Annotated in this window: 7 protein-coding genes, 1 rRNA gene and 1 riboswitch; of the genes, 3 read left to right on the plus strand and 5 right to left on the minus strand. The window is 59.1% G+C overall.

The window, feature by feature from the left end; translation table 11 throughout:
* Window positions 1–201: 201 nt before the first annotated feature.
* Complete coding sequence (locus B5F39_RS04420) at window positions 202–1,350, minus strand: cation diffusion facilitator family transporter (RefSeq protein ID WP_204245033.1); 1,149 nt, start codon at window positions 1,348–1,350, stop codon at window positions 202–204.
* An 85-nt stretch (window positions 1,351–1,435) separates the two neighbouring features.
* Window positions 1,436–1,532: riboswitch (NiCo riboswitch) on the minus strand.
* Window positions 1,533–1,647: 115 nt separating this feature from the next.
* Here B5F39_RS04420 and B5F39_RS04425 point away from each other — a divergent pair.
* Complete coding sequence (locus B5F39_RS04425; RefSeq protein ID WP_087364351.1) at window positions 1,648–2,295, plus strand: hypothetical protein; 648 nt, start codon at window positions 1,648–1,650, stop codon at window positions 2,293–2,295.
* A gap of 15 nt (window positions 2,296–2,310) precedes the next feature.
* On the opposite strand, the gene cfa is transcribed toward B5F39_RS04425, so the two are convergent.
* On the minus strand, window positions 2,311–3,543 hold the full coding sequence (cfa, locus tag B5F39_RS04430; RefSeq protein ID WP_343217571.1) for a cyclopropane fatty acyl phospholipid synthase: 1,233 nt from the start codon (window positions 3,541–3,543) through the stop codon (window positions 2,311–2,313).
* A 101-nt stretch (window positions 3,544–3,644) separates the two neighbouring features.
* On the opposite strand from cfa, the gene B5F39_RS04435 reads away from it, so the two are divergent.
* Window positions 3,645–3,989: a DMT family protein gene (locus tag B5F39_RS04435; protein WP_087364353.1), complete on the plus strand. Its 345-nt coding sequence runs from the start codon at window positions 3,645–3,647 to the stop codon at window positions 3,987–3,989.
* Between the two features lie 61 nt (window positions 3,990–4,050).
* Here B5F39_RS04435 and B5F39_RS04440 read toward each other — a convergent pair whose 3' ends face one another.
* Genes B5F39_RS04440 through B5F39_RS04450 form a run of 3 tightly spaced genes read right to left on the minus strand, consistent with a single transcriptional unit; the run spans window position 4,051 to window position 5,842 of the window.
* A complete protein-coding gene (locus B5F39_RS04440; protein WP_087364355.1) occupies window positions 4,051–4,842 on the minus strand; it encodes a dihydrodipicolinate reductase C-terminal domain-containing protein in 792 nt (263 codons plus the stop codon).
* An 18-nt stretch (window positions 4,843–4,860) separates the two neighbouring features.
* Window positions 4,861–5,322 carry a GNAT family N-acetyltransferase gene (locus B5F39_RS04445; protein ID WP_087364357.1) on the minus strand — a complete coding sequence of 154 codons (462 nt, stop codon included), beginning with the start codon at window positions 5,320–5,322 and terminating at the stop codon, window positions 4,861–4,863.
* Between the two features lie 22 nt (window positions 5,323–5,344).
* Entirely contained in the window at window positions 5,345–5,842 is a 498-nt protein-coding gene (locus B5F39_RS04450; protein ID WP_343217573.1) for an AAA family ATPase, read from the minus strand.
* Between the two features lie 418 nt (window positions 5,843–6,260).
* Here B5F39_RS04450 and B5F39_RS04455 point away from each other — a divergent pair.
* Window positions 6,261–6,371: ribosomal RNA gene (locus B5F39_RS04455) — 16S ribosomal RNA — on the plus strand; the annotation flags it as partial.

The following is a 6,371-nucleotide window of genomic DNA, read 5'->3' on the forward strand; positions in this document are numbered from 1 at the left end:
GCCGCCCCTACGCCGGGGCCTTCTCCGGCGGAGCGGCAGGCCGGGCCGCTCCCGCCGGTGACCGCGGCAAAATCGCCGAACGGCTGAAACCGCGCAAGTCCGGCGGCCGCGCCGCAAGAAGGCCCCGCAGTTTCAGCGGCGAACCATTTCCCGCGCCCGGCTCTGGAAGGCGCTGGGCATACGCGCCCGCGGCGCTTCGTTTTAAGCTATGCCGTCGAAGCGGATTATCGTCACGTAGTTCTTGCCTTTTTTGCAGAGCGCCGCGTCTATCTGTTCTTTGATTTCTTTTTTATGTCCCATCATCTGGTAGGGTACGGCAAGGTCGAAGACCAGCTTCGACTGCGCAGAGCCCCGCACTATGCGGAAGTCGTGGATTGAGAATGCGGGGTCGAGGCCGCCGATTATGCCGCGGACGACTTTGTACATCTCGTTCTGCTCCGCGTCGTTCTGAACGACCGGGTCGTAGTGGATGACGAAGTGGACGTTCAGCTTTTCCAGCACGTCGCACTCGATGTCGTCGATTATGTCGTGGCAGGCGAGAGGGTCTTCGTCCGCGCTCAGCTCGACGTGCGCCGAGGCGTAGCGGCGTCCGGGGCCGTAGTCGTGTACGAGCAGATCGTGGATGCCGAGTACTTTTTCGTGCGACAGGACCAGCGCGGTGATTTTGTCTATCGTCTCCTCGTCCGCCTGTTGTCCGAGCAGCGGGGAAATCGTATCACGCGCTATGCCGGCTCCGGAATAAAGAATGAAGAGCGCGACTGCGAGGCCGACATAGCCGTCGATGTTCAGGTCGAAGAGGTAGTTCACGAGGCACCCGAGCAGGACGGCTGTGGTCGCTATTACGTCGTTCCTGCTGTCGGCCGCGGTCGCGTAAAGCGTCTGCGAGCCTATCCTCTTACCGAGGGTTCTGTAGAATCCCGCCATCCACAGCTTCACTGCGATCGAGGCGGCCAGTATCGCCATAGTCGCCATCGAGATGCCGATAGGCTCCGGGTGGATGATTTTCTCCGCCGACGACTTTACGAGCTCCGCTCCGATGAGCAGGATCAGCGCCGCCACCGCGAGCCCTGATATGTACTCGTAGCGGGCGTGTCCGTAGGGGTGCTGCTTGTCCGCGGGGAGCTGCGCCATTCGGAAGCCGAGCAGAGTCATGACGGATGAGGCCGCGTCGGACAGGTTGTTCACGCCGTCCGCGATGATGGCCATTGACCCGACGAGCATGCCTACGATTATTTTCCCTATCGTCAGCAGGCAGTTGCAGACGATGCCCGTCATTCCCGCCAGTTTTCCGACGGCCGAGTGGACTGCCGGGTTTTGCGTGTCCTCGTAGTTCTTGATAAAAAGTTTCAAAAGTATCTCCGTCATATTTTTCATCTCCAAACTTTCGTCAGGCGTACGCCGCGGCGCATAAAAAAGCCCGCGAGATCGTTTTATGAACGGTCCCGCGGGCGTTGTTCCGTCTCCCGCTGCCGGGTTGTCGTCCCGGCCCAGCCCCACGGCCTCAGAGGGCCGTCGCCTGCTCCATGTTCTGTTAGCGGGGATTATATTTGAAAGCTTCACGGAATGTCAAGGCGTATGTACGCCTGTTTGCGCCGCTGTGATAAAATACGGGACGGAGACTAACTTTCGGCCCGGAGGCGAAATACAGTGAATATGAAAAAAATAATCGTCGCGTCGCTTACGGCGCTTTTTGCCGCGCTGCTCTTTTCACCGATGACAGAGGCGCGCGCCTACGACGCGGCGAATCCGCCGAAGCCGGGCGAACGCGCCCGCGCCGTGTTCCGCGCCCTCAACGCGCAGCGCGGCCCCGTCTATCTCAAATACAGGACGAAACCGGCGGATGAAAGCGTCACCGTCACCTTCGCCTCGAGCGGCGGCATCGCCTACACCGACGTCGAATTCGAAGGCGGCGGACGGATAAGCACTCTCTACGACGCCAAGACGCAGGACGTGACGATAATAACGCACGAGACGAAAAGTTACGTCGTAGCGAACGACGGGCCCGCGGTCATGCCGTTCGAAGGGACGCTCTCGCGCGTCTCGGGCGAGGAAGGCGGCAAGTTCACCGCCGTATCGGGCAGCGAACGGATAAACGGCGCGCGCTACGACTACGACCGCATTACGTGGGAGGACGGTTCCGTTGAGACGCTCTACTTTCTTCCGATGACCGACACTCTGAAATGGTGGAGCGCGGACGGCGAAATGTCCGAAATACTCGAATACGGCAGCGGCGGCGTAAAGGAAGAATTTTTCAAAATTCCCGCGGGCTACAAGAGAACCAAACTGCCTATGTGACGCCGCGGCGCGGCCTCAGCGCATAGCCGCCGCAGGCTGCACACGTCCGTCTCCGTCCTTCGACATAAGCACCTGGAAAAGCTGTATCGCGCGCGAACGAAAAGCCCCGGCGCACGAGAGCAGATAATATTCCCACATGCGGCGGAACCTCTCGCCGTACCGCTCCGCGAACGCCGGCCACGCCTTCGTGAAATTTTCGTGCCAGCACATCAGCGTCCTGTCGTAGTTCTGCCCGAGGTTGTGGAGGTCCTCCATGACGAAAAGCCCCTCCATCGCCGATGCTGTCTCCGCCGCGGAAGGCAGGCTTCCGTTCGGGAATATATATCTGTTCAGCCATCTGTCGCAGTTGATCGCGGAAGTGTTGCCCGCTATCGTGTGCAGAAGGAAAAGGCCGTCCTTCGCGAGAAGCCTGTGCGCCGTCTCCATATAGATGCGGAAATTCTTAACCCCTACGTGCTCGAACATACCGACGGAAACGATCTTGTCGTATTCGCCGTCAACGTCCCTGTAGTCTCGCTCCATAAATTCCACCGGCAGGCCGCGGCAGTCCTCGCGCGCGAAAGCGAGCTGCTCCTTCGATATATTCACCGCCGTCACGCGGCAGCCGAAGCGCGACGCCATAAACTTCGCAAGCCCGCCCCATCCGCAGCCGATGTCAAGCAGCCTGTCGCCCTCCTTCAGCTCCAGCTTTTTCGCTATAAGCTCCAGCTTCTTCACCTGCGCCTCCGCCAGCTCCGCGGTATCCTTGAAATAAGCGCAGCTGTACTGATGCAGCGGGTCGAGGAACGAAAAGAAAAAATCGTTGCCGATATCGTAATGATCGTGCGCGGCGCGGCGGCTGCGCCTCTTGTTCTGCATATTCAGCAGCTCCATCGGAAGCAGCGTCAGCGCGTAACGGAGGCTGCCCTTTATACCGCTCTCCGCGCCGCACTTTATGACGCGGCATATCAGCTCGTCTATACGCGCGCACTCCCACCACCCGTCCATATAAGATTCGCCGAGCCCTAGATTTTTCTCCCGCATCACGCGCCCGTAGAAGCGTTCGTCGCGTACCTGAGGGTCCCACGGTTCCGGGCCGCCGATCGTGACGCCGGCCGATTTCAGCTTTTCGATGATGATTGAAGGAAACATCCCGTCCACCTCCGTTGCTTCTTCTATTGTGATATAATGCCAAGCGCGTGCGTCCGGTCGCTGGCGGCCGTCCAGCATATAACGCTGCATGACGGATGAATCCGGAAACGCCGCCATAAAAATATAGAAAATCTGAATATATTATAGTACGGCTGCATGAAAAACGTAGATTTATACGGTAAAAATAACAAGAAAACAAAAAGGAAGATGGTTTGAAAATGCTGCGTCACGTTCTGCCCCTGCTCATGCTGATGGTCTCGAACGTCTTCATGACCTACGCGTGGTACGGACATCTCAAATACCTCGCCGCGAAGCCCGTCGCGCTCGCCGTGCTGATAAGCTGGGGCATAGCCTTCCTCGAATACTGCTTTCAGGTTCCCGCGAACCGCATCGGCAGCACCGTCTACTCGCTGCCGCAGCTAAAAATAATACAGGAAGTCATAACGATGACCGTATTCGCCGCCTTCTCGTACTTCGTCATGAAAGAGCGGCTCACCATGAACTACCTTTACGCCGCGCTCTGCATGGTAGGCGCCGTATTCTTTATATTCAGGGGAAATTAACGAAAAGTTTGAAAAGCGAGGCAGCCGCCCGTTTCGAACGGGCGGCTGCCTCGCTTTTGCGCTACTTCGTCAGCTCGTCGAAACTCGTTATGAACACTCCGCGCGGCGAAGAAAGCAGCTTGCGCGCCGCCATCAGCACGCCGCCGGTAAAGACGCCGCTCGAATAGTCGTCTATGTCGATGGTCACGACCTCGTCCTCGCGCGCTAACCTTATCGTGTGCCCGGAAAAAGGCCCCGGGTAAGAAATCCTTTCCGCGAAAACCCGCGTCCCGCCGATATCGGCGCCGAGCGCGCCGTCGTAGGTCTCCCTGCTCTTCACAGCCCCGGCCGCCCGCTCCGACAGGATTCCGGCGAGCATCACGGCGGTGCCGCTCGGCGCGTTGCCCATCTCCGGCGTATGGCGGTCTATTACTGAGGCGTATGGGTAGTACTCGCGCGCCTCGCGAAGAAACCTCGCGACGAGATTGACGCCGAGCGCGTAATTCGGCAGGGCCGCCCAGCGCAGCCCGCGCGACACTGCCTGCGCTCCGAGCCCGGCGAGTTCGTCCGGCTTCAGCCCCGTCGTGCCTACGACCGCGTCAGCGCCTAACCTCAGATAGCACTCGAGATTATCGCGCATAACCGCAGCCGCCGAAAATTCCACGACGATGTCCGGCTTCGAGGCAGTTATCCCCTCCTCGAGCGAAGCCGATGCCTTCACGCCGAGCGGCGCGATCCCCGCGAGCGTCCCCAAATCCTCTCCGGCCTCGCGGCACCATCCCCCGGCGAGCTCGAACCGGCCGCCCTTCGAGATCTCGCGCACGAGCGCCCTGCCGACGTTGCCCGAAGCGCCCGCGATAAAAATCCTCGCCATATCCGTGTATCCTCCTTTTTAAGCGCGGCCTGCGCCGCCAAGTTCGAGCCTCATATCGACATGCGGCACGCCCGCGTCGTCGTAAGGCTCTGAAATTTCGACGAATCCCAAAGATCTATAAAACTCAGTAAGGTAAAGCTGCGCCCCTATCGTCACGACATCCGCACCGAGCTCCTCGCGCGCGAAGCGCAGCGCGCACTCCATCATAACGCGGGCGAACCCGCGTCTGCGGAACGCGCGCCCCACCGCCACGCGCCCCATAGCGAAAGTATCATAAGCCGTGCCCGGCGGCAGCACGCGCATAGACGCGGCCAAAACGCCGCCGTCATAGGCGAAAACCTGCCACGCGGAGAGATCCGCGCCGTCCACGTCGTTATAAGGCGACTTCTGCTCCGCGACGAAAATCTCGCTGCGCATCCTCAAAATATCGTACAGCTCCCGCGCCGTGAGCTTCGGGAAAGTCTTTATCATCCAGTCCATAAAAAACTGCTCCTTCCGTTGTTCACAGTCTGTCTCCCGTCACGCGCGAGGCGATGAAGCGCGCTGCCTCCTCCGGCGACACGCCGCATGTGTCCACCTCAGTGCCGAACGCGTCGAACTCGCGCCGGCGCTCTATACATCGCGCGACGACGCCGGAGTCGCGCAGCCCGGCCTCAACGCCGCACGTCAGCCTGCGCGCGAGCTCATCCTCCGAAGCCGTCAGCGTAAAAAGGGAAAAATCAACGCCTCTCATATCGAGCCGCGAAAGCACATCGTCCACTATTTCACGCCTGTGCATCACCCAGCAGAAAATCACGTTGTCCCGCCCTTCGAAGGCGAGATAGCCGTTCAGCATAAAGGCGATGTTGCGAAGGACGAGCGCGCGCGCCGCGCCGTCCGGCGCGAAAGGCGACATATCCCAGCACCAATCGCCGTCGAGAAAAAACGACGGCGCGAGCAGCCTCTTCAGTTCGCGCGATACGGAACTCTTGCCGGCTCCCATCACGCCGTTGATAAAAATAAGCCTCTTCGTCCGGCACGCCTCCGTTTCTGAAAATAATCATAACACCGCGCAGAGCGGCGCAGAATAGTAATTTAATGAAAAATAAAAATTTTTTATCCCGACACAGCGCGGAAAAACGGCAAAAACAGGCTCGCACCATGCCGTGCGTCCTATAAAAAATCGCTTGACGTTTTCTTGAGCGCGTAATATACTCCTTCACGTTGCGCCGCCGGGGGCGAGGTTCTGAAGAAACCGAGCGGGTTCCGGAGGAAAGCGGCGAGGCACCATGACAGGGGAATAATGAGGAGAAGGCGAAGCGGTTTGTAAGCGAAGCGTAAGCGGGCGTGCAAACCGTGGAGAGGAAGAAGACGTGCAGCGAAGAGCGAGGAGCCTGTTCATTTTCTGGAAGAGATGAAGAGAGCGAAGCGTCAGGAATCAAGCGGAGAGTTTGATCCTGGCTCAGGACGAACGCTGGCGGCGTGCCTAACACATGCAAGTCGAACGGGGTTGTTTTAGAAGCTTGCTTTTGGGACGACCAAGTGGCGGA

Source organism: Cloacibacillus sp. An23, assembly GCF_002159945.1.
In the GTDB taxonomy this organism is placed as follows: Bacteria; Synergistota; Synergistia; order Synergistales; family Synergistaceae; genus Caccocola.

Coding starts and splice junctions, on each gene's coding strand:
- cfa (WP_343217571.1), bottom strand. CDS start 3,543: ATGGCGGCGTTTCCGGATTCATCCGTCATGCAGCGTTATATGCTGGAC.
- B5F39_RS04435 (WP_087364353.1), top strand. CDS start 3,645: ATGCTGCGTCACGTTCTGCCCCTGCTCATGCTGATGGTCTCGAACGTC.
- B5F39_RS04440 (WP_087364355.1), bottom strand. CDS start 4,842: ATGGCGAGGATTTTTATCGCGGGCGCTTCGGGCAACGTCGGCAGGGCG.
- B5F39_RS04445 (WP_087364357.1), bottom strand. CDS start 5,322: ATGGACTGGATGATAAAGACTTTCCCGAAGCTCACGGCGCGGGAGCTG.